Raw genomic sequence first — 24517 nt, forward strand, 5'->3', positions numbered from 1 at the left:
CGATCACGCTCAGCATCTCGCGGCGATCGGCGTCGGTGAGAGGGAGATAACGCATTGAAGCTCCTAGAATGCTCTTTGCTCTTTGCTGGGGGCGCGCCACTCCAGTGGCGCGTCAGGGCCGATGTCAGCGAAGACCGCGCCACTGGAGTGGCGCGCCCCCAGCCATGATCAGCCGAGGCTCTTCACGAAAGCCTCGTAGGCGGCTTCGTCCATCAGGCCGGCGAGTTCGCCCTTGTCGGCGAGCTTCAGCTTGAAGAACCAGCCCTTGCCCGTCGGCTCGGCATTCACGTCGCCTGGCGAGTCGGCCAGCGCGGCATTGCTCTCGACGACCTCGCCGCCGACCGGCGCGTAGATGTCGGATGCCGCCTTCACCGATTCGACGACGGCGCAGGCCTCGCCCTTGGCGACCGTGCGTCCGGCGGCGGGCACCTCGACGAACACGACGTCGCCAAGCTGCTCCTGCGCGTACTGCGTGATGCCGATCGTGCCGACATCGCCCTCGACGCGGATCCACTCATGCTCTTCGGTGTACTTGGTCTCGGCCATCTTGATCTCCTATCCGCGGTAGTAGGCGTGTTTGACGAAAGGCATGGGCACGATCTCGGCCGGCACGGGCTTGCCGCGCACCATGAGATCGACCTTGGTTCCATTGGCTGACTGGCTGCGCTCGACATAGCCCATGGCAACGGCGCGGCCGAGTGTCGGCGAGAAACCGCCCGACGTGACGATGCCGACGGTCTTGCCGCCGATCACGATCTCCGCGCCCTCGCGCGCGATCGCCTTGCCCTCCGGCAGCAGGCCGACACGCTTGCGCGCCGAGCCCTCGGCAATCTGCTTCTGCACGACAGCGGCGCCAGGGAAGCCGCCCTGCACTCGCCGTTCCTTGCCGACGCTCCACAGCAGCACCGCTTCGACCGGCGTCGTCGTCGTGTCGATGTCGTGGCCGTAGAGGCAGAGCCCGGCCTCGAGGCGCAGCGAATCGCGAGCGCCCAGTCCGATCGGCTTCACTTCGGGATGGCTGAGCAGCTTGCGCGCGATCGCATCGGTCTGGTCGGCCGGGGTCGAGATCTCGTAGCCGTCGCCGCCGGTGTAGCCCGAGCGCGTGACGTAGCAGCGCGCGCCGTCGATCACGACATAGGCGCCGGTCATGAACTTCATGGTCGCGACCTGCGGCACCAGCCGCGACAGGACTGCCGCTGCCTGCGGTCCCTGCAGCGCCAGCAGCCCGCGCGAAAACATCGGCTCGACCTCGCAGGTGGCCGAGAGATGCTTCTGCATGTGCGCGAGGTCGGCGTCCTTGCAGGCGGCGTTGATGACCACCAGCAGGTGGTCGCCCGTGCTGGTCACCATCAGGTCGTCGAGGATGCCGCCGGCATCGTTGGTGAACTGGGTGTAGCGCTGCTGGCCCGGCTGCAGGCCCGCAATGTCGCCGGGCACCAGGGTCTCCATCGCCTTGGCCGCGTCGTGGCCGGGCTTCGCGGTGAGCCGCACCTGGCCCATGTGCGAGACGTCGAACAGGCCGCAGGCGGTGCGGGTGTGATTGTGCTCGACCAGGATGCCGGTCGGATACTGGACCGGCATCTCGTAGCCGGCGAACGGCACCAGGCGCGCGCCCAGCTCGCGGTGAAGGTCGTAAAGCGGCGTGCGCTTCAGGGGGCCGGCAGGTGCTTCGGTCAAAAGAGTCTCCGTCGAAGTCGCGTTGAACGCGACCAGAGTCGCGCCTTGGCGACGCAAGGACTGCGCCGCTCGCGACCCCCTCTGTCCGGAGACCTGAAAGATTCGCCGGAAAAGAGCCGGCTTACTTCGTCGGTGGGCGTGCGCCGAATGGGGCGCAAGCCGCTTTCCAGAGACCCATCCTCCTGCGGTCCGTTGGCCTGAGAGTTTCCGGGGCCGGTTGCTCCTTCGGCGCCATCCTCGCGGATGGGCTCTCCCACAGGGATCGTTTGGGTGACGCGACCATAGGCAGGCCCCTGTTCGGCGTCCACGCACAAAGGCACGCAGCCCCTCGAAATCGCGGGAAAAGAGATTCCGCACTTGAAATTGAGTGATTGCTCACTTAATAATATGAGCAGTCACTCACTCTTGGAGGTTGGCATGTTCATCCGCCGGTCTTTCGACGAATTTCTCAAGCTGCAGAGCGACGCTCCTCCCGCATCGGTGGCGACCCGCGATTGGGTCATCGATTGGCGCTGGCTGTGCGACACTGAAGGCGACGTGCCCACTTTTCCGAGTGAGCGCTCCCTCATAGACTGCGGCGCATGGGCAAAGCCGAAGAGACCAAAGCCCGCGTAGAGCGCGCGGCCCTCACCCTGTTCGTGGCGCGGGGTGTGGCGGAAACCACGACCCGCGAGATCGCCATGGCGGCGTCGATCGCCGAGGGCACGATTTACCGCTACTTCCCCAGCAAGGAGCAGCTCGCCCTCGACATCTTCCTCGGCCATCATCGCGCGCTGGCCGAGGCGCTGGCGGAGGCCCATCAGCCGGCCACGGACTTGCGTGGAAAAATCGACGCCATCGTCCGCTGCTATTGCGAATGGGCGGACCGGGACTGGTCGCTCTTCGCCTACCACCTGCTCACCCAGCACCTGTTCCTGGCAATGGTGCCCGACGGCACCCCCAACCCGGTCGACGTGGTGCGCGAGGTGATCGTGAACGCCATGACGGCGGGCGAGATCCCGGCGCGCGATCCCGACCTTGCCGCGGCCTCGGCCATCGGCACCGTGATGCAGCCAGCGACCTACAAGGTCTACGGCCGCTTCGAAGGGCCACTCAGCGACCACACCGCGTTCTTTGCCGATGCCGCCTGGGCGGTTCTGGCGACCCCGCAGCGATAGTCCGACCGGATCGCCTGCCTCAATTGTACCGCGAAAGCTCCAGCTTGCCGATCTGGTTGCGGTGCACCTCGTCGGGGCCGTCGAAGATGCGCATCGAGCGGGCCGTGGCGTAGGTGTAGGCAAGACCGAAATCGTCCGAGACGCCGGCACCGCCGAAGGCCTGGATTGCCATGTCGGCGACCTTGGTCAGCATGGCGGGCACCGCGACCTTGATCATCGCGATCTCCGGACGGGCGACCTTGTTGCCGACCGTGTCCATCATCCAGGCGGCCTTGAGCACGAGGAGCCGCGCCTGTTCGATCATGATGCGGGCCTCCGCAATGCGCTCCAGGGTCACCGTCTGCTCGGCGAGCGGCCGGCCGAAGGCCACGCGCGACTTCACGCGCCTGCACATCTTCTCCAGCGTCCGCTCGGCGGCACCGATGGCGCGCATGCAGTGATGGATGCGGCCCGGCCCCAGCCTTCCCTGGGCGATCTCGAAGCCGCGGCCCTCGCCCAGCAGCACGTTCTCGACGGGCACGCGGACATTCTCGAACAGCACCTCGGCATGGCCGTGCGGGGCATCGTCGTAGCCGAACATCGGCAGGCTGCGCATCACCGTGACGCCCGGCGTATCGCGGGGCACGAGGATCATGGATTGCTGGCGGTAGCGGTCCGGATTGCGCGCATCCGTCTTGCCCATGAAGATCAGGATCTTGCAGAGCGGGCTCGTGGCACCCGTCGTCCACCACTTGCGTCCGTTCAGGACATACTCGTTGCCGTCGCGCACGATCGAGCTTTCGATGTTGGTCGCGTCGGACGAGGCGACCGCGGGCTCGGTCATCGCGAAGGCCGAGCGGATGGAGCCGTCGAGCAGCGGCTCCAGCCACTGTTTCTTCTGCGCCTCGGTCCCGTAGTGGGCGAGCGTCTCCATGTTGCCGGTGTCGGGTGCCGAGCAGTTGAAGGCTTCGGGCGCGATATTCGAGCGACCCATGATCTCGCAGAGCGGCGCGTATTCGAGGTTGGTCAACCCTGCGCCATGGTCGCCCGGCAGGAACAGGTTCCACAGGCCGGCCGCGCGCGCCTTTGCCTTGAGTTCCTCCATGATCGGGCTGGGCTGCCATCGGTCGCCGTTCGCCACCTCGCGCTCGTAGCGGTCCTCGTTGGGATAGATATGGGCGTCCATGAAGGCAGCGACCTTTTCCTGCAGTGCCTTGACCTTGTCGGAATGAACGAACTCCATGACGCGCCTCCTGCGGTTGGGTTGACCGCAAGCTAGGCGCGAGCCAACAATGAGGAAAATGGTGGTTCCTCATGGAAATCCATTCATATGGCTCATGAACGCCGCGCCGACCTCGAACTGCTGCGCGTGCTCGATGCGATCCTCGGCGAAGGTGGCGTCACGCGCGCCGCGGAGCGGTTGAACCTCAGCCAGTCGGCGATCAGCCATTCGCTGGCGCGTCTGCGCCTGATGTTCGGCGATCCGCTCCTCAGCCGCGAAGGCCGCAAGCTGGTGCCGACGCCGCTCGCCCGCGAACTGGTCGCGCCGCTGCGCCAGGGCCTGGAGGCGCTGGACCGGCTGGTCGCCGGCGCCGGCCGTTTCGATCCCGCGACATCGGAAGCGCAGTTCACCATCAGCCTGCGCGATCCCACCGAGACGCTGATGCTGCCGGCCATCATGAGCCGCATCGCCCGCGCCGGACGCGGCATCGCCCTGCGCACGGTGCAGGTACGCCGGCGCAACCTCGAAAGCGCCCTTGCCGCCGGCACCGTGAGCCTCGCCGTCGACATCGCCCTGCCGCTGACCGACAGCGTGCGGCGCCAGAAGATCAGTGCGGACCGGCCGGCGGTCGTGATGCGGCGCGGCCATCCCGCCCTGAGCAAGGGCCTGACGCTCGACCGCTATCTCGAGCAGGATCATGTCATGGTGACATCGCGCCGGCAGGGGCCGGGCCTTGAGGATGTCGAGCTGTCCAAGCGCGGCCTCAGTCGTCGCATCCGCCTGCGCTGCCGCAACTATCTCGCGGCGCTGCGCGTGGTCGCCACGAGCGACCTCGTGGTCACCATGGGGGAGCGGTACGTCCCCCTCCTGTCGGCCGGCCTCAAGACCGAGACCGTGGCGTTTCCCTTCCGGATGCCGACCCTCGACCTCTATCTCTACTGGCACGCCTCGGCCGACGGCGACGCCGCCAACCGCTGGCTGCGCAGTCTCGTGGTCGACGCCTTCCGCGACGGTTGACGGCGGTGCAGGTCAGGCCGCGACGTAGACGAAGGCTTCGAGGCCGGACTTCAGGCGCACCGCGACGCGCTTGTAATCCGAGACCTCGTAGGTATCGGCGGCAGCCAGTTCCGCCGCCGTGATCCTCAGCACGACGCCCGGCACCTCGTCGCCAGCATTCCTGGATGGCAGCGCGATCAGGTGATGCGTCTTGCCACTGGTCTTCACCACCTCGGCGTCGCGGATCTCGAGCAGCGAGGTCGCATAGCCCGGCAAGGCATCGGCACGGCCTTCGAGCCGCCGGCCGAAGGTCGCGAGCTGCACGTCTTCCTGTTGCAGCGTGCCGTAGGAGAAGAGCCAGACGTCGGTCACTTCGGTTCCTTTGACATCATCGGAGCGCGCAACTCCAGTGGCGCGCTCCATTGAGCCACCTGGGCTAATTTGAACCTTCGCGGGCCAGCGCGGCGAAGGCTTCGGCGAAGGCCTCGCGCGGGCCGCCGACGCCGGTCTCGTTGAAGATGTCGGCGGTCAGCGACTTCACGGCGTTCTCGTCGATGCGCACGCCGTTGTTCTCGAGGAAGCCGCGCGCGGCCTGCACGGCTTCGTCCATGGCGCCGCCGCGCTTGTAGAGCTGGTAGTAGTCGGGATGGCCGCCACGGCCCAGCGCCTCGGCCAGCACGTCGGTGAAATTCACGACCCGCAGCGACGGATAGATCGCCTCGGCGCCGGACAGCGCGCGATGGCAGGAATGGTACATTGTGACGATCGTGTCGGCGCCGGCTTCGACCGCGCCCATGACCAGATCGCGATGGATCGCCTGCTCGCGCGCCTTGAACTTCGCGGCCTGGCCGCCGCAGGCGTAGGAGAAGCCCGAATCCTGTGGCAACTCGACCAGTTCCAGGTTGGGCACGGCGCGCAGCAGGTTGCGCACGCTCTCGACCGTGGCGCCGATGCCCTGATGCTCGTGGATCACGACGCGGCGCTTCGGCTGGACCGCCACGAAACGCGCCTTCAGCGCCTCGAGGTTGGCCGCGAGGAATTCGCTCACGTGGCCAAGGTCGAACGACGGCTCCTCGACGTCCTTCTCCAGCTCGTCGAAATTCTTGGTGCAGGTCGGGCACCAGGTCAGCACCTTCGAGGCGCCCGACTGGCCGAAGCGCTGGAAGGTGCGATGGCCCATGCGCTCGTACGTGGGCAGGTCGGCCTCCTGGAACTGATAGACACCGCAGCAGTGAGCGGTACCGCCGACCACGTCGAAGTCGAGCTCCAGCGCGTCGAGGATGTCCATGACGTTCAGCACGATGTGCGGCGTACGCAGCACGTTGCAGCCCGTGTAGAACAGCACGTCGGCGGTACGCCGCTCGGCCGGCGCCAGGATCTTCTTCAGCGTCTCGGACGGAAGCTGCATGCTGGCGAGCAACCGCACGGCCTGCGCCATGTGACGGAAGCGGCCGGCTGCATTGGCCGCGCCTTCCTGCACCGGCCGCACGGCCTGAAGCGACTTCATCCTGGCGATGGTCACCCACTGGCGGACGTTGATGTCCTCGGGACAGGCGGCGCTGCACTGGGCGCTGCCATCGCAGGCGCCCAGCCACTTGTCGAGCAGCGGCGCTGCGCCGCCGCCGCTGCGCGTCAGCGACACGAGTTCGCCGACCCGCTGCACCGCCTCGCCGACATCGAGCCCGCTTTCGCGGGCCGTCGGGCAGGCCTCGAAACACTTGCCGCAGGCCGTGCAGCGATCGGCCGCCTGGGCGGCCAACGCTTCCAGCCTGTCGGCATAGGCGCTCATCAGCGCAGGCCCGCCCGCCGGTTGTAGTCGAGCTCTTCCATCGACGGCTTGAGGCCGACGGCGATGCGGTAACTGCCGAGTTCCGAAATCTGGTTGAACGGCAGGGTGAGGTTCAGCTCCTCCTGCGACTGGCCGCGCGGGTTGGCGCTCGACAGCTTGAAATCGGCGGTGAAATCCTGGCCCTGGACGACCTGGCCCGAGGCGCCGATGACGCGCACGAAGTACGGCACGCGCGTCTGGCCGGCGACGACCGAGGGGCCGGCGCTGACCGCGACGCGCATGATCAGGGTCACGTCCATCTGATTGCGCCGCAACGAGCACTTCGTTCCGGCACCGGTCAGCGCCGCTTCGTACTCGACGTCGCGCGGATCGCGGCCCGGTCCCTCCTTGAAATGGGTCAGCCGGCCCGCATCCTGGACCGTGAACGGCGCCGGACAATAGGCGGTCGCGGAGTCCTCGGACTTGCCGCCGCAGGCGGAGACGAGAAGCGCCAGCGCGACAGGCGCGGCGCGGAGATACATTTTGAGGGTCATGCCAGGGTCTTGTGTGTGCCGTCGCAAAGCGGTTTCTTGGAGGAGTGCTTGCAGTCGCAGAGCCAGTAGTCGCCGGCCTTCTCGACCGAATACTTCATCGGGGCAAGCCCGGTGCCCTTGTGGCTGCCGTCGCAGAAGGGCTGGGACTTGCTCAGGCCGCAGGCGCACCACCAGTAATCCTTGCCCGCCTCGAGAGCCACCTTCGATGGCGCCCTGGCCGCGACAACCGGTTCAGTCATGTTGCTTTCCCCGTAGCGGCGGCTTTGTTACGGTGCCGCGCCAATCCGTACTGCACGGACTCTAGGCAATGGTCCGCAGGCCCGCAAGCGAACGGGTCGGCATCGCGTCGAACGAATTTCATGATTGCCCCGAAGAAGCCGCTCACGATCCTGCTCGCCAGCCCGCGCGGCTTCTGCGCCGGCGTCGACCGCGCCATCCAGATCGTCGAGCGTGCGCTGGAGCGCTACGGCCGGCCGGTCTATGTGCGGCACGAGATCGTGCACAATCGCTTCGTGGTCGAGAACCTGGAAGCCCAGGGCGCGATCTTCGTCGACGAACTCGACGAAGTGCCCGACGACCGGCCCGTCGTCTTTTCCGCGCACGGCGTGCCGAAATCCGTGCCGGCCGAGGCCGCCCGCCGCAACCTTCTCTATGTCGACGCGACCTGCCCGCTGGTCTCCAAGGTCCATCGCGAGGCCGAGCGCCACGCCCAGTCGGGCCGGACCGTCGTGCTGATCGGGCATGCCGGCCACCCCGAGGTGATCGGCACGATGGGCCAGCTGCCGCCCGGCAAGGTGGTGCTGGTCGAGGACGTGGCGCAGGCGGAGACGCTTGTCGTCGCCGATCCGGAGAATCTCGCCTACGCGACCCAGACCACCCTGTCGGTCGACGACACGACCGGCATCGTCTCCGCGCTGCGCCGCCGGTTCCCGTCGATCCAGGGGCCGAAGATGGAAGACATCTGCTACGCCACGACCAACCGCCAGGCCGCGGTGAAGGCGATCGCTCAGCGCTGCGATGCGATGGTGGTGATCGGCGCGCCCAATTCGTCGAACTCGATGCGGCTGGTCGAAGTCGCCGCCAACTATGGCTGCGAGCGGTCGCGCCTGGTGCAGCGTGCCGCCGACATGGACTGGGGCTGGCTGGGCGAGGCCCGCCGCCTCGGCATCACGGCCGGCGCCTCGGCGCCCGAGCTGCTGGTCGACGAGCTGATCGAGGCCTGCCGCATCCGCTACGACGTCACCGTCGAGGAAGTGCGTACGACCGAGGAAAGCGTCGTGTTCAAGCTGCCGCGCGCGCTGGTGGCCTGACGTGGCGGTCTACACGGAAGTCGGTGACACCGAGCTCGAAGCCTTTCTTGCCGAATACGACATCGGCCAGGCCGAATCCTTTAAGGGAATCGCCGAGGGCGTCGAGAATTCCAACTTCCTGCTCACGACGACGAAGGGCCAGTTCATCGTCACGCTCTACGAGAAGCGCGTCGATCCGCGGGACCTGCCCTTCTTCCTCGGTCTGATGGACCATCTCGCCGCGCGCGGCATCACCTGCCCGCAGCCGATCCACGGCCGAGACGGCAACGCGCTGCGCACCCTGGCCGGGAAACCGGCGGCGATCACGAGCTTCCTGCATGGCATGTGGCCGCGCCGTACGACGGTCGCGCATTGCGCGCCCGTCGGCGAGGCGCTGGCCGCCCTGCACCTCGCCGGCCAGGATTTCGCGCTCAAGCGGCCCAACGCGCTCTCGGTGGCGGGCTGGCGCCCGCTCTGGGAAGGCTCGCGCCGCGAGATCGATGCACCGCTCGACCGCGAGCTGGGCGCCGAGATCGAGTTCTTCGAAGCCCACTGGCCGCGCGACCTGCCGGCCGGCGTGATCCATGCCGACCTGTTCAACGACAACGTCTTCTTCCTGCAGGACAAGCTCTCGGGCCTGATCGATTTCTACTTCGCCTGCAACGACCTGCTGGCCTACGACGTCGCGATCTGCCTCAACGCCTGGTGCTTCGAGATCGACAATTCCTTCAACGCCACCAAGGCCCGCGCGCTGCTGCAGGGCTATGAGCGCGTGCGCAAGCTCGGCGACGACGAGAAGCAGGCGCTGCCCCTGCTGGCCCGCGGCGCGGCGCTGCGCTTCCTGCTGACGCGGCTCTACGACTGGGTGCACACCCCGCCCAACGCGCTGGTGAAGCGCAAGGACCCGCAAGAATATCTCGCCAAGCTGCGCTTCCATCGCGGCGTCACCTCTCTCCCGGATTACGGATTGTGAGCGAAGCGCCGAAAGTAGAGATCTTCACCGACGGCGCGTGCAGCGGAAACCCCGGCCCGGGCGGCTGGGGCACGATCCTGCGCATGGGCGAGAAGGAACGCGAACTGTCGGGCGGCGACAAGCTCACGACCAACAACCGCATGGAACTGATGGCGGCGATCCAGGGGCTCGAGGCCTTGAAGCGCCCTTGCCATGTCCGGCTGTTCACCGACAGCGTCTATGTGAAGGACGGCGTCACCAAGTGGATCCACGGCTGGAAGAAGAACGGCTGGAAGACGTCCGACAAGAAGCCGGTGAAGAACGTCGAACTCTGGCAGCGCCTCGATGCTGCCCGGACCACCCATCACGTCGAATGGCACTGGGTTAAGGGCCATAGCGGCCATCCCGAGAACGAACGCGCCGACGCGCTGGCCCGCGCGGCCATCGCGACGATCAGGGCGTCGCGCTAACGGGCAACAAGGACCTTACCCCGAGATCTGCGCCGGGGGCGCGCCACTCCAGTGGCGCGATCATTGCCCGCAACAAACGAAGACGCGCCACTGGAGTGGCGCGCCCCCAGCAAAGCACAGCCCTCCTCGGTCTGGTTCAATCCGAAGCGGAAAGACCCTGGAAGATCAGCTCCGCTTCGGCTGTGCCGGAACGGGCTTCTTCTCGACCGGTTTTTCCATCACGAGGTCGAAGCCTTCGCGCGTGCCGTCGCAGGGATTATCGCCCTCGGCGAGACGCCACACCTGCGACTTGCCCGAGCGGCGGAAGTTGAGCAGGCCCGCCACCTTGCAGGGCGTGCCCTTCTCGACCTTGGCGACGCGGAATCCCACCTCGCCGCGGATCTGCACGACGTTCGCACCGATGCGTTCGACCACGCCGTCGATGAAGGCCCAGTCGCCCTCGGTGCCGGGCGCCACGCTGTCGATGCGGCCCTTCACCACCCAGACATTGCCCTGCTTGGTCACCATGAGCTCGCCGGGCTTGGCGCCCTTGATCTTGGCATAGCGGCCCCAGGTGATCCTGCGGGCTTCGGCGAAGAGCTGCGCCTCGGCGTCGGAATCGATGATGGTGCGCTCGACCGCGTGCGGTGCGGTCGGCAGGGGCGAAGACAGGTTCGAGGTCGAGGCGCCCTTTTCGACGACCGGCGCCCGGTCCGGCGGCGGCGCCGGATAGTAGGAGGACGGCGCCTGCGGCGCGGCGGCCGGCTGGGCGAAAGCCGGCGCGGCGAGGACCAGCGCACCGACGAAGGCGATGGAGGAGAGGGCTTTATTCATTTGCAGGCATTTTACCCGAGCGCCCCTCGCGAGGCTATCGCTTCCCGGCCGGCGCCGGCGTCGCCGCGGGAGCCGCCGGCGCCCCACCGGCCAGCCCCGCCTCGGCGCGGCGGGCCGCCGCGGAGCCCGGGGGGACCAGCTTCAGCACGCGGTTGAAGTCGGCGTTGGCCGCATCACGCGACCCGCGGGCCAGATTGATGAAGCCGCGCTCGAGCAGCGCCTCGGAATGGTCCGGCGCGATCGACAGAGCGCGATTCACGTCGACCATGGCACGTCCCGGATCGCGGGCATTGCGCCAAGCCGCGGCGCGCAGGACCAGCGCGTCGATATCGTCCTGCCGGAGGCGGATGGCCCGGTCGAAGTCCGAGATGGCGCGCGGCCACGACTGCATCGCGGCGTAAGAGAGGCCGCGATCGATCCAGAGGTCGGGATCGTCGGTCTTGAGTTCGAGGGCGCGGGTCTGCGCCGCGGCGGCCTTGTCGGCGGCACCGGCCTCCATCCAGGCCTGTCCGGCCTGGGCATAGAGTTCGGCCCGCAGGCCCGGCCGGTCCTGGCCCATGTCGCGGGCGATGGCCTCGAACTGCGCCGCGGCCTGGGCATGCTTGCCCGACTGGAACATGGCCACGGCAACGCAATGACGGGCGCCCATGCCGCCACCTTCGACGATCCACTTCTCGGCCGCCGGCAGCGCCTTCAGCGGCTCCATCCGCGCAAGCTGCATGCATTCGGTGTAGCGGCGGACGTGATCGGGACGCGTTTCCAGCGCCGGCGGTCCGGGCAAGGACTGGACGGGAGCCGGGACGACGGGAATGGGCTGCGCGAGCGACGGCGACGCGGCGAGGAGGCCGAGCAGCGGCCACAGCGGCTTTGCTTTGAACAACATGGTTGAAAAGAACCGTGCCGAGGCGTTCCTGACAAGATGACAAGACGACTTTTCATTTTCGGCCTGGGCTTCAGCGGCCTTGAAATCGCCAAGCTTGCGAGGGCGCAGGGCTGGGCGGTGGCCGGGACCTGCACCAGCGAAGAGAAGGCAGGCAGGTTGCGCGAAGCCGGCATCGAGGCCCACCGGTTCGATGGCTCGACTGCGCTCTCCACCGAAGCGTTCGGCGACACAACGCACGTGATCTGCACGATCGCACCGGGTGAGTCCGGCGATCCGGCGCTGCGGACCTGCCGCGCGCTGCTCGGCCGGGCGCGATGGTTGGGTTACCTCTCCACCACCGGCGTCTATGGCAGTCACGACGGCGGCTGGGTCGACGAGACGACACCGGCTCTGCCGACGCAGCCGCGCAGCCGGCAGCGCCTCGCCGCCGAACAGGCCTGGCGCGACCTCGCGTCGGAGACGAAAGCGTCGCTGCACATCATGCGACTGCCCGGCATCTACGGTCCCGGCCGCAGCACGCTCGATCGCGTGCGCGCGGGTACCGCGCAACGCATCGACAAGCCCGGCCAGTTCTTCTCGCGCATCCATGTCGAGGATCTCGCCGCCAGTGCGCTGAAAGCGACGACACGTGAAAGCGGAACGGAAATCTGGAACGTCGCCGACGATCTCCCTGCGCCGAACGCCGACGTCATCGCCTATGCCTGTGAGCTGCTGGGACGGCCGGTGCCGCCGGCCATTCCCTGGGACGAAGCCGCGCCCACCATGTCGGCGATGGCCCGCTCCTTCTATGCGGAGAGCCGGCGCGTCAGGAACGAGAAGCTGAAACGGGAACTGGGCGTCGTGCTGCGCTATCCGACCTATCGCGAAGGGCTGAAGGCGATTCTAGCTGCTGAAGGCTAGCGCGGTGTCGCAAGGGAGCGCGCCACTCCAGTGGCGCTCATACCTTGGTCACCGACGAATCTTGAGCGCCACTGGAGTGGCGCGCTCCAATGAGATCAATCCACCAACTCCTCGACCGTTGCGATCAGGCGGGCGATGTCGGCGGGGGTGCTGAGGCGATGGTCGCCGCCTTTCACGAAGGTGGTGATGACCTCGGGCGCGTCGAGATGTTTTGCGATCTGCAGCGAATACTCCCATGGCACGTCGGGATCGCTCTGGCCGTGCAGCAGGCGCACCGGGCAGGGCAATGAGAGCGGCTTGTCGAGCAAGAGATGATGGCGGCCCTCCTCGATCAGCTTCCAGGTGAAGACCGAGGGCTCGGGCGAATATTGCGAGGGGCGTTCGAGCCGGCCGTCGCGCTCCAGGGTCGCGCGATCCTCTGGCGAGAGGCCGTTCAGCAGCATGCGTTCGGTGAAGTCCGGCGCGGCGGCGATCAGCACGAGGCCAGCCAGGCGTTCGGGCCGCGCGCGCGCCGCCAGCAATGACAGCCATCCGCCCATGCTCGATCCGACCAGCACCAGCTTGCCTTTCGTCAATCGGTCGATGGCGGCGAGCGAATCGTCGAGCCAGCGGCCGATCGTTCCGTCCTCGAAGCGGCCGGAAGACTGGCCGTGGCCGAGATAGTCGAAACGCAGGAAGGCGCGGCCCGTCCTCCCGGCCCAGGCTTCGAGCGCGACCGCCTTGGTGCCGGTCATGTCGGACCGGAAGCCGCCGAGGAAGACGACCGTCGGCGCACGTCCTTCCGTCGTTGCATAAGCGATGGTGTTGCCGTCGTCGCGCTGCAGCCGCTCGACTCTACCCACGTTGCGCCTCCCGTGTTACCTGCTGCCACCCTTTGATCATGTAGCCAAAAGCCAAGCCCGTGTCCGCGCCCACCCTGCTTCAGATCGTTCCAACCCTGGCCGGTGGCGGCCTGGCCCGCGCCACGCTCGAAGCGGCGCAAGCCGTGATCGCGGCGGGCGGTTCGGCGATCGTGGCATCGCCCGGCGGCAGCATGGTCCCCGACCTGCTGCGGCTGCGCGCCAGCCATATCGAAATTCCGGCTCCGTCCCATCCGGTGTGGGGGCGGTTGACCCTGCCCGGCAAGCTCGCCTCCAGCCTGCGCGAAGCGAAGATCGACGTCATCCAGGCGCGTTCACCCTCCACCGGTTGGGTGGCCCGCGCCCTCGCACGCCGCCTCGGCATCAAGTGGATCGCGACCCTGCACCGGCCGTTCCTCGCCACCGATCTTACAGGACGCCTCGTCGAGGGACGGCAGTCCCGTGCCGATGCGGTGATCGCCGTCTCGCAGCATGTCGCGCGCGATGCGCTGGAGCGCTTCCCCCAGCTGCAGGACCGGCTGGAGATCATCACCCCCGGTATCAACTTCGACCGCTTCGATCCGGCGATCGTGCGCGCCGACCGGCTGATCCGGCTCGCGGGCGAGTTGCGCGTGCCCGACGGCAGCCATCTCGTCCTCTGTCCGGGCCGCTTCGGCGAGGACAACGGACAGAAGATGCTGGTCGAGGCGATCAAGCGGCTGGGCCGCGACGACGTGTTCTGCCTGCTGCTCGGCTCGACCGGCGCGCCCACGCCCTTCGAGAAGGAACTCGAGCGCGCCATCGAGGCGGCGCAGCTCAACGGCCGCGTCCAGATCGGCCCCTATGTCGACGACATGCCGGCGGCCTACATGCTGGCCGACGTCGTGGTGTCGACGGGCGGCGCGCGCCAGGGCTTCAGCCGGGCCCTGGTCGAGGCCCAGGCGATGGGACGCCCCGTGGTCGCCGAGGATGGCGGCGGCGCCGCGGAGACGATCCGGCCCGACGGCGTCACGGGCTGGCTGGCCCCCGCCGGCGTGCCGGCGGCGCTGGCCGAGGCGCTGCAGGCGGCGCTGTCCCTGTCGGTCGAGCGGCGCGCGGAACTCGCGCGCACGGCGCAGGAGCATGTGCGCAGCACCTACGGCCTGGCGCAGTCCAATCAGCAATTGCTGGCCCTCTACCACCGTCTGGCCGCCCGCTGACCTTGACTCAGCGTTGCCCGGCAACTATCTCCGGGCACATGGAACGCCGGTTTTTCACCGCTCCTGCCGTAATCACCACCGTCCGAACTTGATTCGGCCGGGCTCGCACTCGTGCGGCTTCCCGGCCTGGCGTCGTCCGACCGTTCGTGTCGGCGGATGAACTTCGTTCGGAATTTTTTCAGCTGGTGAACACAATGATCAATATTTCCCTGCCGGACGGTTCGGTCCGGTCCTTCGACAAGCCGGTCAGCGGCGCGGAGATCGCCGCCTCGATCGGCCCGGGCCTGGCCAAGGCCGCCCTCGCCCTGCGCGTCGACGGCAAGATGGTCGACCTCGCCCACGTGGTCGATCGCGACGCGAAGATCGGCATCGTGACGTCGCGCGATCCCGATGCGCTCGAACTGTTGCGCCACGACGCGGCGCACGTTCTGGCTCAGGCGGTGCAGGAACTCTATCCCGGCACGCAGATCACGTTCGGCCCCTCGACGGAGGACGGCTTCTACTACGACTTCGTCCGCGACCAGCCCTTCTCGCCCGAAGATTTCGCGAAGATCGAGCAGCGGATGGGCGAGATCGTCGACCGCGACCTGCCGATCGAGCGTTCGGTGTGGGACCGCGCGCAGATCAAGGACTACTTCGTCCAGCACGGCGAGAAGTTCAAAGCCGAGTGGGCCGACGAGCTGCCGAAGGACGAGGAGATCTCGGTCTACAAGCAGGGCGACTGGCTCGACATGTGCCTCGGGCCGCACCTGCCCTCGACGGGCAAGCTCGGCAAGGCGTTCAAGCTCACGAAGGTGTCGGGCGCCTACTGGCGCGGCGACAAGAACAATGCCCAGCTCCAGCGCGTCTACGGCACGGTCTTCTTTTCGGACAAGGACCTGAAGGCCTACCTGCATCGCATCGAGGAGGCCGAGAAGCGCGACCATCGCCGTCTCGGCCGCGAGATGGGCCTCTTCCACCAGCAGGAAGAGGCCGCGGGCATGGTGTTCTGGCACCCGAAGGGCTGGACGTTCTGGCGCACGCTGGAGAGCTACATCCGCCGCCGGCTGGATGCGGGCGGCTACCAGGAAGTGAAGACGCCGCAGCTGGTCGATCGCAAGCTGTGGGAGGCGTCGGGCCACTGGGAGAAGTTCCGCGAGAACATGTATCTCAGCGAGAACGAGGAAGGCCTGCGCGAATTCCTCGCCGACGACGACAAGCGCATCTTCGCGCTGAAGCCGATGAACTGCCCCTGCCACGTGCAGATCTTCAACCAGGGACTCCGCAGCTACCGCGAGCTGCCGCTGCGCATGGCCGAGTTCGGCTCGTGCCATCGCTTCGAGCCGTCGGGCGCGCTGCACGGCATCATGCGCGTGCGCAACTTCACGCAGGACGATGCCCATATCTTCTGCAGCGAGGAGCAGATCGAGAGCGAGACGATCCGCTTCTGCGAGCTGCTGGGCTCGATCTACAGGGACCTGGGCTTCCCGGACTATTTCGTGAAGTTCTCGGACCGTCCGCCGGTCCGCGCCGGATCCGACGCGGTGTGGGACCAGGCCGAGGGCGCGCTCAAGGCGGCGTCCAAGGCCGCCGGGCTCGAACTCCAACTCAACCCGGGCGAAGGCGCGTTTTACGGGCCGAAGCTGGAGTTCGTGCTGCGCGACGCGATCGGCCGCGACTGGCAGTGCGGCACCCTGCAGGTCGATTTCGTCCTGCCGGAGCGCCTGGACGCGAGCTACGTGGCCGAGGACGGATCGCGCAAGCGGCCCGTCATGCTGCACCGCGCCATCTTCGGCAGCTTCGAACGGATCATCGGAATCCTGATCGAAAACTATGCCGGCCGCTTCCCGCTCTGGCTGGCGCCGACGCAAGCGGTGGTGGTCACGGTCGTGAACGACGCCGATGGCTATGCCGAGGAGGTCGCCGCCGCCCTGCGGGCCGCCGGCATGCGGGTCGACACCGACCTGCGCAACGAGAAGATCAACTACAAGGTCCGCGAGCATTCGCTGGCCCATGTGCCCCTGATCCTCGCGGTCGGCCGGCGCGACATGGAAGCCCGCACGGTGGCGATCCGCCGCCTGGGCTCGGAAAAGCAGGAGGTCCTTGAACTCGGGGCCGCCGTCACTAAACTTTCAGAGGAGGCCCGGCCGCCCTTCTAGGGCGGTCCGGACCCCATACCCGCCCCCGGAACCGGGGCTTCAGCACAGGAGAAAGACATAGCAAGACCTGCCCAACAGACTGCGCCCACCCGCGAGGGTCCGCGCGTCAACAACGAGATCCGCGCGGCGCAAGTCCGACTGATCGACGAGAACGGCGAGATGGTCGGCGTGGTCAGCACGCGCGAGGCCATCGAGATGGCCGAAGAGGCAAGCCTCGACCTGATCGAGATTTCGCCCAACGCCGTACCGCCGGTCGCCAAGATCTCCGACTACGGCAAGTACAAGTACGAGGCCCAGAAGAAGGCCCACGAGGCGCGCAAGCACCAAAAGGTCATCGAGGTCAAAGAGATCAAGATGCGCCCGAACATCGACGAACACGACTACGAAGTGAAGATGCGCGCCATGAAGCGGTTCATCGAGGAAGGCGACAAGGTGAAGGTCACCCTGCGTTTCCGCGGCCGCGAGATGGTGCACGCCAACCTCGGCATGGAAGTGTTGAACCGCGTCCGCGGCGAGATGGACGAACACACCAAGATCGAGTCGATGCCGCGCATGGAAGGCCGGCAGATGATCATGGTACTGGCGCCGAAGTAACGGCGCCGAGCCGCGCGGCCCCTACTTCTTCGGGGGCCGCTGCCGCAGCGTGACCGTTCCGGCGGCACGCTGCTCGTCGGGATTGAAGCGCCCCGTGGTCGCGACGGTATCGTCCGGCCAGCTCACGCTGTAGACGGTCTCGCCGGCGAACGACATCGGCCGGTCGCCCTTCGCTGACTGCCAGTAGTCGCACCGCACGGCGTCGCCCGGGGCGATCTGCTGGGCTAGGCAAAACTGGTGCAACACGTAGGGAATGAAGCGGGCGCGGCCCCCTGGCGGCGCCGTCGCGACGTTCAATCCGAAGGACGAGGGCTGCCGGTTGCAGCGCTCGCGCGCCACGATCTGCGATGCGCCGGGCGTCCGCATCTGCAGGCCTTCGAGTTCGGCGCGCAGGGCTTCGAAGGCGCGTGTCCGCGTGGCCTCCGCAAAGGAGGCCGCAACCAGCGCTGCATCGTAGCGACCGATCGCCTCCGCGACCGGGCCTTCCGGATAGCCGGCCCGCGCGAGATCGCGCGACCAGGAGAGCGTTTCGAGCGCACGCACGACCAGTTCGCCGGTCAGGCCCGCGCTGTCGCCCCAGTCGCCCAGCACGTTGGCCGGCGTCCAGCAATATTTCAGGAGATTGTAGCCACCGGCCTCGACCGGCAGGGCCCGCGTCTTCACCACGCCGATCGACCGCGCGACGACGGTCTTCATCAGCAGATATTGCACGCCGGGATTTTCCCGGACCTTTTCCGAACTCGAAAGCGCCGTCAGCGGCGTTGCCGCGGCCTGTGCATTTGCAGGCGGCATTGCCGGGTCAGCCCGAAGGCTGGAGACGGGCGGCGCCTGCAGCTGGGCCTGCGCCGGCGCCGCCGCGAGGAGCGCCATGAGAACGAAGGCTGCCGTCTTCATCATGCCAGGATCCCTAGGGAAGTCGGGGCGGAGAGTGCTAGCCTGCGCCCGTGATCCAACGCATCAGCACCTTCATCGTTGCGGCTGTGTTCGGCGCGACCGCCGCTGCCCACGCCCAGACGCCATCGCCGGCCCCTTCGCAAGCGCCCGCTCCCGCCCAGGCCCTGAACAGCGAGGCCGCCCGGTCCCTCACCGACTTCCAGAATTTCGGGCCGCACCGCGCCTTCGTCGTGGCACCCGACGGGCGGGCGAGCTGGTGGGCCGGTGCCGGCGGCGCCGACCCGACGCAGGCCATAACCTCGGCCCTGAAGCGCTGCCAGGAGCGCACCCAGCATGACTGCAAGCTCCACATCGTCAACAACTACACGGTCACCGGACACGACTGGCGCGAACTCGTCCCGGCACGTTCGGTCGGTGCGCCCGATATCGGCCGGCTGCGGCCGCAACCCTACTGGTCGATGCGTGGACCGCAGCTCGCGACCGGACTGCTCGTCTGGAGCCACGGCTACATGGCCGGCCGGAACTCGACCGAGAGCGCACCGCAGCCTTGGGTCGGCCGGTTCACGCGCCTGGGTTACGACCTCTACCGCTTCGACCGCGAATGGATCACCGACTGGGCAAGCGACGCCACGGCTCTGGCCGACGCAGTCGCCAAGGCCCGTGCGCTGGGCTACCGGCGCGTGATCCTGGCCGGCCAGTCGGCGGGCGCCTGGGTGTCGCTGGCGGCACTGCAGCGCGGCGCCGCGGCCGACGGCGTGATCTCGATCGCGGCAGCCCATCACGGGGTCGTCGAGAAGATGCGCGACCTGACCCGGGCGCGCTCGGAGTGGCAGCACGTGCTCGAAGGCATCAAGCGCGGCCCGCGCCTCATCGTGGTGAACTTCGCCGGCGATGCCTACGATGTCGGCGGCCGCATGGACGACGCCCGCTCGATCCTCGCGAAGAACGGCGTCGACGCCGAGATCATCGACGCGCCGGAAGGCTTCAAGGGCCACAACGCCGCTGATTCCAGCTTCGCGCGCAAGTTCGGCCCCTGCTTCACGGCCTTCATCGAGACGGGCAAGAAGCAGCCCCCCTGTTAGGGCATGTACGACCCGCCGTTGACATGCAGGACCTGTCCCGTCGTGGCATCCGAATCGTCCGACGCGAGGAAGACCGCCGTGCGGGCGATCTGCTCGGGCGTGAGCAGCTTGCCGCCCAGCGGGATGTTGGCGCGGGCCATCTCGACGAGCTCGGCGTCGGTGTTGCCGTAGCGCGGCTGGGCTGTGTCGGTAGTCCCGGGCGCGATCGCGTTGACGCGGATGCCGTAAGGCGCGAGTTCGAGGGCCATCGCCCGGGTCATCGAGACCACGCCGCCCTTGCTGGCGCTGTAGTGGACGCCGCGCACGGCGCCCCGCACCGACTGCGAGGAGAGATTGATGATCGAGCCGCCCTTCCTGCCCGAAGCGATCAGCGCCTTGGCGACGGCGATGGCGGCGAAACAGCCGGCCTTCAGGTTGATGTCCATCAGATAGTCCCAGTCGCTCTCCTTCATCTCGAGCAGGGGCACCCGCGGATACACGCCGGCATTGTTCACCAGGATGTCGGGCGGCCCCAGCACTTTCACCGTCTCGGCGACCATCGCCTCGATCTCGGCGACCTTCGAGACGTCGGTTTTCAGCAGGTGAGCCCTGCGGCCGGCCCGGGCGATGTCGCGCGCCACCGCCTCGGCGCCCGCCCGATCGTCGAGCCAGCTCACGGCCAGGTCGGCCCCCTCGCCCGCCAGCGCCCGAGCGATCGCCGCCCCGATGCCCTGCTGCGCGCCCGTCACCAAAGCCACCTTGCCTGCCAGTTTCATGCGAAAAACCCCGTCAGAGGGCCATTTGGCCCGGTCCCGGCGTGCTTGCACGTATCGGGCCGCCTCTGTATAAGCCCCGTTCCTTCGGGTGGCTTGGCCAATAAGGGCATTGCCTCGGCTGCTTCGTAAGGACTTTCCGGCCGTTTGTTCACACAGGGGGCCGGGACCGGCGCGCAAGCGCTAACCCTTTGAAAAGGAACAAAAATGCCCAAGATGAAGACCAAGAGCGCGGCCAAGAAGCGTTTTCGCTTCACGGCCTCGGGCAAAGCGAAGCATGGGGTCGTGGGCAAGCGCCACGGCATGAGCAAGCGGGGCAACCGCTTCCTCCGTCAGGCGACAGGCATGGCCATCGTGTCCGAGCCGGATACCCGCATCCTCACGCGCAATTTCTTCCCGTACGAGAGGTAACAGACCATGGCACGCGTAAAGCGGGGCGTGGCTGCACACGCTCGTCACAAGAAGGTCCTGAAGCTCGCCAAGGGCTATCGCGGCCGCGCCAAGGCGGCGTTCCGCGTCGGCATCGAGAAGGTCGAGAAGGGCCTTCAGTATGCCTACCGCGACCGCCGCAACAAGAAGCGCGCGTTCCGTGGCCTCTGGATCCAGCGCATCAACGCTGCGACCCGCGAGCATGGCATGACCTACTCCCAGTTCATGAACGGCATCATCAAGGCCGGGATCGAGATGGACCGCAAGGTCATGGCCGATCTCGCCTCGCGTGAGCCGGCAGCGTTCAAGGCTTTGGTCGACCAGGCCCAGGCCGCCCTCAAGTAGTCGTCTGCGCGTAACGCGCGGCTGGCAGAAATCGCAAAGAGGGAGCCTGGACCGCAGGCTCCCTTTTTTCGTGTTCGGTTTCGAGAGTGGGAAAGATGGACGATCTTTCGACGATTCGCAGCGAGGCGCTCGACGCCGTGCAGGCCGCCGCCGATCTCGGCGCGCTGGAGGCCGCCCGCGTGGCGGCGCTCGGCAAAAAGGGCAGCGTCACCGGCCTGATGAAGACGCTGGGCGGGCTGGCGCCCGAGCAGCGCAAGGAGTTCGGCGCGCGGGTGAACCAGCTCAAGGGCGAAATCGAAGCGGCGCTCGAGGCGCGCAAGGGCTCGCTCAGCGCCTCGGCCCTCGAAGCCAGGCTCGCATCCGAGAAGATCGACGTCTCCCTGCCGGTGCGACCCGAGGGACAGGGCACACTGCATCCGATCGGCCAGGTGATGGACGAGATCGGCGCCATCTTCGGCGAAATGGGTTTCACCTGGGCCGATGGTCCGGACATCGAGGACGACTGGCACAACTTCACCGCCCTCAACATCCCGCCCGACCATCCGGCGCGCCAGATGCAGGACACGTTCTATCTGCCGTCGCGCGCTGACGGCACGCCGATGGTACTGCGCACGCACACGTCTCCTGTCCAGGCACGAACGATGCTGAACAAGGACGTGCAGAAGCGCCTGGCCGACGGCGGCTCGCTGCGCATCATCGTTCCCGGCCGCACCTTCCGCATCGACAGCGATGCCACGCATACGCCGATGTTCCACCAGGTCGAGGGCCTGGTGATCGACCGCACGACGCACATGGGCCATCTCAAGGGCTGCCTGGTCGATTTCTGCCGCGCCTTCTTCGAGGTCGACGACCTGCCGCTGCGCTTCCGCCCCTCCTACTTCCCTTTCACCGAACCGTCGGCCGAGGTCGATATCGGCTGCTCGTGGAAGGGCGGCGAACTGAAGATCGGCGCCGGCGATTCCTGGCTGGAGATCCTGGGCTCCGGCATGGTGCACCCCAACGTGATCGCCAATTGCGGCCTCGATCCCGCCGTCTACCAGGGCTTCGCCTTCGGCATGGGCATCGATCGCATCGCCATGCTGAAATACGGCATTCCTGACCTGCGCGCCTTCTTCGACGCCGACCTGCGCTGGCTGCGCCACTACGGCTTCTCGGCTCTGGAGGCCGTGAAATGAAGTTCACCCTGTCCTGGCTCAAGGAGCATCTCGACACCGACGCGACGCTCGTGCAGGTGCGCGACACGCTCACCATGCTCGGCCTCGAGGTCGAGTGCATCACCAACCCGGCCGAGACCCTGAAGGGTTTCATCGTCGGTTACGTGGTCGAAGCGGTACAGCATCCCAACGCCGACCGGCTGAGGGTCTGCAAGGTTGATACCGGCACCGGCATCCTCCAGGTCGTGTGCGGCGCGCCCAACGCGCGCACCGGCATGAAGGGCATCTTCGCGCCGACCGGCAGCTACATTCCCGGCACCGGCATCACGCTGAAGGCCAGCAAGATCCGAGGTGAGGAGAGCAACGGCATGCTCTGCTCCGCACGCGAGCTGCAGCTCGGCGACGATCATAGCGGCATCATCGACCTGCCGGCCGAAACCGTGACCGGCCAGTCGGCGGCCGAGGCGCTGGGCCTCGACGACGCGGTGATCGAGATCAAGGTGACGCCCAATCGCGGCGATTGCCTCGGCGTGCACGGCATCGCGCGCGATCTCGCCGCCGCCGGCCTCGGCACGCTGAAGCCCGTGAAGATGGACAGGATCGCCGGCAGCTACGCGAGCCCGATCAAATGGACGCACGGCTACGAGGCCGCGCCCGACAGCCCCTGCCCCATCGTGGTCGGCCGGCACTTCCGCGGCGTGAAGAACGGCCCCTCGCCCGACTGGCTGCAACGCCGGCTGAAGGCGATCGGCCTGCGCCCGATCTCGGCGCTGGTCGACATCACCAACCTCGTGACCTTCGACCTCAACCGCCCGCTGCACGTGTTCGATGCCGCCAAGCTCTCCGGCGACCTCGTCATGCGCCAGGCGCGCGAAGGCGAGCAGATCCTGGCGCTCGACGGCAAGACCTACACGCTCGATCCCGCGGTATCGGTGATCGCCGATGCGAAGGGCGTGCACGGCATCGGCGGCATCATGGGCGGCGAGGATACGGGCGTCCAGGAAGGCACCACCGAGGTGTTCCTCGAGGTCGCCTACTTCACCCCGATCCGCGTCGCCGCCACCGGCCGCAAACTCGGCATCCAATCCGATGCACGGTACCGGTTCGAGCGTGGCATCGATCCGCAGTCGGTCGAATGGGGAACCGATGTCGCGACGCGACTGATCCTCGACCTGTGCGGCGGCGAGTGCAGCGAGATCACCCGCAGCGGCGTGATGCCGGCCTGGCAGCGCCGCTACGAGCTGCGCACGGATCGCGTGAAGAACTTGACCGGCATCGAGGTCTCGGCCGCCGACACGGCCTCCATCCTCACGAAGCTGGGATTCGGCATCGAGGGCAGCGGCCCGTGGACCGCCTCCGTGCCGTCCTGGCGCCCCGACATCGTGGGCGAGGCCGATCTCGTCGAGGAAGTGACTCGCGTCTTCGGCTTCGACAACATCCCGACGACCTCGCTGCCGAGCCTGTCGGCCACCTCCAGGCCGGTGCGCGATGCCCTGCAGCGGCGCACGCCGCAGGCGCGGCGGGCGCTCGCCGCGCGCGGCATGAATGAGGCCGTGACCTGGTCCTTCCTCCCGCTGAAGAAGGCCGAGCGTTTCGGCGGCGGCGGTGCGGACGTGCGTCTGCTCAACTCGATCGACGCGACGCTCGACACGATGCGGCCCTCGATCCTGCCCAACCTGATCGATGCGGCCTCGCGCAACGAGGCGCGCGGCCTCGCCGATCCGGCGCTGTTCGAGGTCGGCCCGCAATACAAGGATGCGACGCCGCAGGGCCAGCGCACGGTGGCGGCCGGCATCCGCCATCACATGGCGGTCCCGCGCAACTGGGCGGGGCCCGCACGCCCCGTCGATGCCTTCGACGCCAAGGCCGATGCGCTGGCGGTGCTCAGCGCCATCGGCGCGCCGGACACGCTGTCGTCCCAGCCAGGTGCGCCGAACTGGTATCACCCCGGCCGCTCGGGCGCGCTCAAGCTTGGCGATCGCGTGATGGCCTATTTCGGCGAGCTGCATCCCGAGATCGTCGCCGCCGCCGACCTCAAGGGACCTGTGGCCGCCTTCGAAGTATTCCTCGATGCGCCGCCACTGCCCAAGGCAAAGGCCACCAAGGCGCGGCCGAAGCTGGTCCTGTCGGCCTTCCAGCCGCTGGAGCGCGACTTCGCCTTCCTAGTCGACGCGGGCGTCGAGGCGGAAAAGCTGGTGCGCGCCGCGCGCAACGCCGACAAGGTGATGATCACCGCGGCCCGCGTCTTCGATCTCTATGCCGGCAAGGGCGTGCCGGAGGGCAAGAAGTCGCTGGCCATCGCCGTCACCCTGCAACCGGTCGAGCGTACCCTGACCGATGCGGAGATCGAGGCGGTGTCCGACAAGATCGTGGCTGCCGTCGCCAAGGCGACGGGGGCCGTGCTGCGCGGGTAATACGAACGGTACTTTTC

The 24517-nt window shown here is 67.5% G+C and carries 26 protein-coding genes and 2 riboswitches; of the genes, 14 read left to right on the forward strand and 12 right to left on the reverse strand.

Going from position 1 to position 24517, the window contains the following annotated elements; translation table 11 throughout:
- Window positions 1-168: 168 nt before the first annotated feature.
- Entirely contained in the window at window positions 169-546 is a 378-nt protein-coding gene (gene gcvH / locus Q0Q48_RS26440) for a glycine cleavage system protein GcvH (RefSeq protein WP_295145015.1), read from the reverse strand.
- 9 nt (window positions 547-555) lie between these two features.
- Window positions 556-1677, reverse strand: a complete 1122-nt coding sequence (gene gcvT, locus Q0Q48_RS26445) for a glycine cleavage system aminomethyltransferase GcvT (protein ID WP_295145018.1) — start codon at window positions 1675-1677, stop codon at window positions 556-558.
- 79 nt (window positions 1678-1756) lie between these two features.
- Window positions 1757-1849, reverse strand: a riboswitch (glycine riboswitch).
- 3 nt (window positions 1850-1852) lie between these two features.
- A riboswitch (glycine riboswitch) is annotated at window positions 1853-1943 on the reverse strand.
- A 315-nt stretch (window positions 1944-2258) separates the two neighbouring features.
- Here gcvT and Q0Q48_RS26450 point away from each other — a divergent pair.
- The gene (locus tag Q0Q48_RS26450) at window positions 2259-2834 is read left to right on the forward strand and encodes a TetR family transcriptional regulator (protein ID WP_295145021.1); all 576 of its coding nucleotides are present in this window, start codon (window positions 2259-2261) and stop codon (window positions 2832-2834) included.
- Between the two features lie 19 nt (window positions 2835-2853).
- Here Q0Q48_RS26450 and Q0Q48_RS26455 read toward each other — a convergent pair whose 3' ends face one another.
- Window positions 2854-4056 carry an acyl-CoA dehydrogenase family protein gene (locus Q0Q48_RS26455; RefSeq protein WP_295145023.1) on the reverse strand — a complete coding sequence of 401 codons (1203 nt, stop codon included), beginning with the start codon at window positions 4054-4056 and terminating at the stop codon, window positions 2854-2856.
- A gap of 87 nt (window positions 4057-4143) precedes the next feature.
- On the opposite strand from Q0Q48_RS26455, the gene Q0Q48_RS26460 reads away from it, so the two are divergent.
- Window positions 4144-5052 (forward strand): LysR family transcriptional regulator, encoded by a 909-nt coding sequence (locus Q0Q48_RS26460; protein ID WP_295145026.1) that lies wholly within the window; start codon window positions 4144-4146, stop codon window positions 5050-5052.
- 12 nt (window positions 5053-5064) lie between these two features.
- Here the strand turns inward: Q0Q48_RS26460 and Q0Q48_RS26465 are convergent, their stop codons facing one another.
- The 4 genes from Q0Q48_RS26465 to Q0Q48_RS26480 all read right to left on the reverse strand — a co-directional run bounded on the left by Q0Q48_RS26465 (window position 5065) and on the right by Q0Q48_RS26480 (window position 7592).
- On the reverse strand, window positions 5065-5403 hold the full coding sequence (locus Q0Q48_RS26465; protein ID WP_295145028.1) for a gamma-glutamylcyclotransferase family protein: 339 nt from the start codon (window positions 5401-5403) through the stop codon (window positions 5065-5067).
- A gap of 64 nt (window positions 5404-5467) precedes the next feature.
- The gene (locus Q0Q48_RS26470; protein ID WP_295145031.1) at window positions 5468-6820 is read right to left on the reverse strand and encodes a (Fe-S)-binding protein; all 1353 of its coding nucleotides are present in this window, start codon (window positions 6818-6820) and stop codon (window positions 5468-5470) included.
- On the reverse strand, window positions 6820-7353 hold the full coding sequence (locus tag Q0Q48_RS26475) for a hypothetical protein (RefSeq protein ID WP_295145034.1): 534 nt from the start codon (window positions 7351-7353) through the stop codon (window positions 6820-6822). The genes Q0Q48_RS26470 and Q0Q48_RS26475 overlap by 1 nt, the downstream gene beginning before the upstream one ends.
- Entirely contained in the window at window positions 7350-7592 is a 243-nt protein-coding gene (locus Q0Q48_RS26480) for a CDGSH iron-sulfur domain-containing protein (protein WP_295145037.1), read from the reverse strand. Before Q0Q48_RS26480 ends, Q0Q48_RS26475 begins: the two co-directional genes overlap by 4 nt.
- A 120-nt stretch (window positions 7593-7712) precedes the next feature.
- Between Q0Q48_RS26480 and ispH the strand changes: the two genes are divergently transcribed.
- From ispH to rnhA, 3 genes are read left to right on the forward strand one after another with little or no spacing between them, the layout of a single operon-like run.
- A complete protein-coding gene (gene ispH / locus Q0Q48_RS26485) occupies window positions 7713-8663 on the forward strand; it encodes a 4-hydroxy-3-methylbut-2-enyl diphosphate reductase (protein WP_295145040.1) in 951 nt (316 codons plus the stop codon).
- Between the two features lies 1 nt (window position 8664).
- The gene (locus Q0Q48_RS26490; RefSeq protein WP_295145043.1) at window positions 8665-9615 is read left to right on the forward strand and encodes a homoserine kinase; all 951 of its coding nucleotides are present in this window, start codon (window positions 8665-8667) and stop codon (window positions 9613-9615) included.
- On the forward strand, window positions 9612-10064 hold the full coding sequence (rnhA, locus tag Q0Q48_RS26495) for a ribonuclease HI (protein WP_295145046.1): 453 nt from the start codon (window positions 9612-9614) through the stop codon (window positions 10062-10064). The genes Q0Q48_RS26490 and rnhA overlap by 4 nt, the downstream gene beginning before the upstream one ends.
- A 165-nt stretch (window positions 10065-10229) precedes the next feature.
- Here the strand turns inward: rnhA and Q0Q48_RS26500 are convergent, their stop codons facing one another.
- Both Q0Q48_RS26500 and Q0Q48_RS26505 read right to left on the reverse strand, forming a co-directional pair.
- Window positions 10230-10877, reverse strand: coding sequence for a hypothetical protein (locus Q0Q48_RS26500; protein ID WP_295145048.1), 648 nt, complete (start codon window positions 10875-10877; stop codon window positions 10230-10232).
- 34 nt (window positions 10878-10911) lie between these two features.
- Window positions 10912-11760 carry a tetratricopeptide repeat protein gene (locus Q0Q48_RS26505; protein WP_295145051.1) on the reverse strand — a complete coding sequence of 283 codons (849 nt, stop codon included), beginning with the start codon at window positions 11758-11760 and terminating at the stop codon, window positions 10912-10914.
- Between the two features lie 36 nt (window positions 11761-11796).
- Here Q0Q48_RS26505 and Q0Q48_RS26510 point away from each other — a divergent pair, with 36 nt between their 5' ends.
- Window positions 11797-12660 carry an SDR family oxidoreductase gene (locus Q0Q48_RS26510; RefSeq protein WP_295145054.1) on the forward strand — a complete coding sequence of 288 codons (864 nt, stop codon included), beginning with the start codon at window positions 11797-11799 and terminating at the stop codon, window positions 12658-12660.
- Between the two features lie 95 nt (window positions 12661-12755).
- Here the strand turns inward: Q0Q48_RS26510 and Q0Q48_RS26515 are convergent, their stop codons facing one another.
- A complete protein-coding gene (locus Q0Q48_RS26515; protein WP_295145057.1) occupies window positions 12756-13502 on the reverse strand; it encodes an alpha/beta hydrolase in 747 nt (248 codons plus the stop codon).
- A 59-nt stretch (window positions 13503-13561) separates the two neighbouring features.
- On the opposite strand from Q0Q48_RS26515, the gene Q0Q48_RS26520 reads away from it, so the two are divergent.
- The 3 genes from Q0Q48_RS26520 (at window position 13562) to infC (ending at window position 17430) form a co-directional block, all read left to right on the forward strand.
- Window positions 13562-14698 carry a glycosyltransferase gene (locus Q0Q48_RS26520; RefSeq protein ID WP_295145060.1) on the forward strand — a complete coding sequence of 379 codons (1137 nt, stop codon included), beginning with the start codon at window positions 13562-13564 and terminating at the stop codon, window positions 14696-14698.
- Between the two features lie 194 nt (window positions 14699-14892).
- Window positions 14893-16836, forward strand: coding sequence for a threonine--tRNA ligase (gene thrS, locus Q0Q48_RS26525; RefSeq protein WP_295145062.1), 1944 nt, complete (start codon window positions 14893-14895; stop codon window positions 16834-16836).
- Window positions 16837-16893: 57 nt separating this feature from the next.
- Window positions 16894-17430 (forward strand): translation initiation factor IF-3, encoded by a 537-nt coding sequence (infC, locus tag Q0Q48_RS26530; RefSeq protein WP_295145131.1) that lies wholly within the window; start codon window positions 16894-16896, stop codon window positions 17428-17430.
- A gap of 21 nt (window positions 17431-17451) precedes the next feature.
- Here infC and Q0Q48_RS26535 read toward each other — a convergent pair whose 3' ends face one another.
- The gene (locus tag Q0Q48_RS26535; RefSeq protein ID WP_295145064.1) at window positions 17452-18327 is read right to left on the reverse strand and encodes a hypothetical protein; all 876 of its coding nucleotides are present in this window, start codon (window positions 18325-18327) and stop codon (window positions 17452-17454) included.
- 47 nt (window positions 18328-18374) lie between these two features.
- Here Q0Q48_RS26535 and Q0Q48_RS26540 point away from each other — a divergent pair, with 47 nt between their 5' ends.
- The gene (locus Q0Q48_RS26540; protein WP_295145067.1) at window positions 18375-19406 is read left to right on the forward strand and encodes an alpha/beta hydrolase; all 1032 of its coding nucleotides are present in this window, start codon (window positions 18375-18377) and stop codon (window positions 19404-19406) included.
- Here the strand turns inward: Q0Q48_RS26540 and Q0Q48_RS26545 are convergent.
- Complete coding sequence (locus Q0Q48_RS26545) at window positions 19403-20161, reverse strand: SDR family NAD(P)-dependent oxidoreductase (RefSeq protein ID WP_295145070.1); 759 nt, start codon at window positions 20159-20161, stop codon at window positions 19403-19405. The genes Q0Q48_RS26540 and Q0Q48_RS26545 overlap by 4 nt on opposite strands.
- Window positions 20162-20365: 204 nt before the next feature.
- Between Q0Q48_RS26545 and rpmI the strand changes: the two genes are divergently transcribed.
- The 4 genes from rpmI to pheT all read left to right on the forward strand — a co-directional run bounded on the left by rpmI (window position 20366) and on the right by pheT (window position 24500).
- Window positions 20366-20569: a 50S ribosomal protein L35 gene (rpmI, locus tag Q0Q48_RS26550; RefSeq protein ID WP_295145073.1), complete on the forward strand. Its 204-nt coding sequence runs from the start codon at window positions 20366-20368 to the stop codon at window positions 20567-20569.
- 6 nt (window positions 20570-20575) lie between these two features.
- A complete protein-coding gene (rplT, locus tag Q0Q48_RS26555) occupies window positions 20576-20932 on the forward strand; it encodes a 50S ribosomal protein L20 (RefSeq protein ID WP_295145076.1) in 357 nt (118 codons plus the stop codon).
- A 95-nt stretch (window positions 20933-21027) separates the two neighbouring features.
- Entirely contained in the window at window positions 21028-22107 is a 1080-nt protein-coding gene (gene pheS / locus Q0Q48_RS26560) for a phenylalanine--tRNA ligase subunit alpha (protein WP_295145079.1), read from the forward strand.
- Window positions 22104-24500 (forward strand): phenylalanine--tRNA ligase subunit beta, encoded by a 2397-nt coding sequence (gene pheT, locus Q0Q48_RS26565; protein ID WP_295145082.1) that lies wholly within the window; start codon window positions 22104-22106, stop codon window positions 24498-24500. Before pheS ends, pheT begins: the two co-directional genes overlap by 4 nt.
- Window positions 24501-24517: the final 17 nt, after the last annotated feature.

Origin of the sequence: uncultured Reyranella sp. (assembly GCF_945957355.1) — a bacterium.
In the GTDB taxonomy this organism is placed as follows: Bacteria; Pseudomonadota; Alphaproteobacteria; order Reyranellales; family Reyranellaceae; genus Reyranella.

What these genes read in the sequence shown, in the direction of transcription:
- gcvH (WP_295145015.1), bottom strand. Translation starts at nt 546, where the DNA reads ATGGCCGAGACCAAGTACACCGAAGAGCATGAGTGGATCCGCGTCGAG.
- Q0Q48_RS26450 (WP_295145021.1), top strand. Translation starts at nt 2,259, where the DNA reads ATGGGCAAAGCCGAAGAGACCAAAGCCCGCGTAGAGCGCGCGGCCCTC.
- Q0Q48_RS26455 (WP_295145023.1), bottom strand. Translation starts at nt 4,056, where the DNA reads ATGGAGTTCGTTCATTCCGACAAGGTCAAGGCACTGCAGGAAAAGGTC.
- Q0Q48_RS26460 (WP_295145026.1), top strand. Translation starts at nt 4,144, where the DNA reads ATGGCTCATGAACGCCGCGCCGACCTCGAACTGCTGCGCGTGCTCGAT.
- Q0Q48_RS26470 (WP_295145031.1), bottom strand. Translation starts at nt 6,820, where the DNA reads ATGAGCGCCTATGCCGACAGGCTGGAAGCGTTGGCCGCCCAGGCGGCC.
- Q0Q48_RS26475 (WP_295145034.1), bottom strand. Translation starts at nt 7,353, where the DNA reads ATGACCCTCAAAATGTATCTCCGCGCCGCGCCTGTCGCGCTGGCGCTT.
- Q0Q48_RS26480 (WP_295145037.1), bottom strand. Translation starts at nt 7,592, where the DNA reads ATGACTGAACCGGTTGTCGCGGCCAGGGCGCCATCGAAGGTGGCTCTC.
- ispH (WP_295145040.1), top strand. Translation starts at nt 7,713, where the DNA reads ATGATTGCCCCGAAGAAGCCGCTCACGATCCTGCTCGCCAGCCCGCGC.
- Q0Q48_RS26500 (WP_295145048.1), bottom strand. Translation starts at nt 10,877, where the DNA reads ATGAATAAAGCCCTCTCCTCCATCGCCTTCGTCGGTGCGCTGGTCCTC.
- Q0Q48_RS26505 (WP_295145051.1), bottom strand. Translation starts at nt 11,760, where the DNA reads ATGTTGTTCAAAGCAAAGCCGCTGTGGCCGCTGCTCGGCCTCCTCGCC.
- Q0Q48_RS26510 (WP_295145054.1), top strand. Translation starts at nt 11,797, where the DNA reads ATGACAAGACGACTTTTCATTTTCGGCCTGGGCTTCAGCGGCCTTGAA.
- thrS (WP_295145062.1), top strand. Translation starts at nt 14,893, where the DNA reads ATGATCAATATTTCCCTGCCGGACGGTTCGGTCCGGTCCTTCGACAAG.
- Q0Q48_RS26535 (WP_295145064.1), bottom strand. Translation starts at nt 18,327, where the DNA reads ATGATGAAGACGGCAGCCTTCGTTCTCATGGCGCTCCTCGCGGCGGCG.
- Q0Q48_RS26545 (WP_295145070.1), bottom strand. Translation starts at nt 20,161, where the DNA reads ATGAAACTGGCAGGCAAGGTGGCTTTGGTGACGGGCGCGCAGCAGGGC.
- rpmI (WP_295145073.1), top strand. Translation starts at nt 20,366, where the DNA reads ATGCCCAAGATGAAGACCAAGAGCGCGGCCAAGAAGCGTTTTCGCTTC.
- rplT (WP_295145076.1), top strand. Translation starts at nt 20,576, where the DNA reads ATGGCACGCGTAAAGCGGGGCGTGGCTGCACACGCTCGTCACAAGAAG.
- pheS (WP_295145079.1), top strand. Translation starts at nt 21,028, where the DNA reads ATGGACGATCTTTCGACGATTCGCAGCGAGGCGCTCGACGCCGTGCAG.
- pheT (WP_295145082.1), top strand. Translation starts at nt 22,104, where the DNA reads ATGAAGTTCACCCTGTCCTGGCTCAAGGAGCATCTCGACACCGACGCG.